Here is a 1,097-nt window from a genome sequence, read left to right on the forward strand (position 1 = left end):
CTATCAGAAAAGAATTTTCACAAATTCCCGCCGACCCTCATCCTGGGCGGTTCCTCCGCTTCTTACGCATGTCCAGCGCGCCTCTTGACACGATGTCCCCCTTGACCTGGTCGCGCACCTTCTTACGCTTGTACAGCGCGGCTCTTGACACCATCTCCATCGTTTCCGGGTCGAGCACCATCTGACGCCCGTACAACGTGGTTTTAGGAATTGGCCATGCCGTGCTGGAGCCGGGAGCCTGTGAGGGAAGACCGGGGGCAGCCGGCCCCTCGCCCGTGCTGGCGGGAGCCGGCATGACCGTGGCGTGCGTCGACGAACCGGCCAACGATGAGGCGGAAGGGGCCCGAGAGTGTCCAACGATATGGGAATAGCTCAATGGAGGTGGGGGCGCGATTGCCGGCTGCTCCGGCCGGTTGGCAACATCCTGCAAAGCAGGGGCACTTTCTGCACAGGATGCATCGTATGGTACGTTCAGGTCGAACGAAAGCTCTCCGGACCGCGACAATGCCGGCGGTGGCGCAGGTGGCACGGACTGCATGGAGGTGGAGGCGCGGTGGAGGAGGTGTTGCTGAATCTCCTCGATCCGATACGGCGTGGGATCGGCGGGCGGAGCGGTCCGTTTACACGGACGTGCCCTCTTACCCAATTCCGCCAACGCGTCCTGGCCGTGTTGGGTGCGGCGCGAATTGACGGTGTCGGTGATTTCCTGATCGGGCGCGCGGGGATCGGTTATGGGGTTGTCGATCAGGTTACTGGCGATGCTTGCTGAATGGGATGAAAGAGCGCGCATTCTTGAGTCCTAGTCGTCCTTCCAGAGGAGGCTTGATTTAACCAGTTTTTTTTGGCAAGCCTCCTTCGGAAACAGCGAAATCATTAGGGCACATTGCGAACATGAGGTGCTGGGGGCCGCCGTCGCCGCGCCAGCGTCTTGGCCGGCCTGGCCGGCTTGGGGGAAAGTCCGTGCTGACTGCGAGTTAGGGAAAGTCTGGACAACGCTCCAGGCCGCATGAATTCCAGGGCAGCGATCGGTATGAGCGCCAGTGCGCTGCGCTATTGCCCGCGCGAAGACCGCAACGTCGAGCTGCGCGAGCGCATCC

General features: G+C 61.7%; 1 protein-coding gene. It reads right to left on the reverse strand.

Features of this window, described 5'->3' with window-relative positions; translation table 11 throughout:
• Nucleotides 1-37 precede the first annotated feature (37 nt).
• A complete protein-coding gene (locus XpopCFBP1817_RS21745; RefSeq protein ID WP_158251344.1) occupies nucleotides 38-790 on the reverse strand; it encodes a hypothetical protein in 753 nt (250 codons plus the stop codon).
• Between the last annotated feature and the right edge of the window lie 307 nt (nucleotides 791-1,097).

It is taken from the genome of Xanthomonas populi (assembly GCF_002940065.1).
GTDB classification, from domain to species: domain Bacteria; phylum Pseudomonadota; class Gammaproteobacteria; order Xanthomonadales; family Xanthomonadaceae; genus Xanthomonas; species Xanthomonas populi.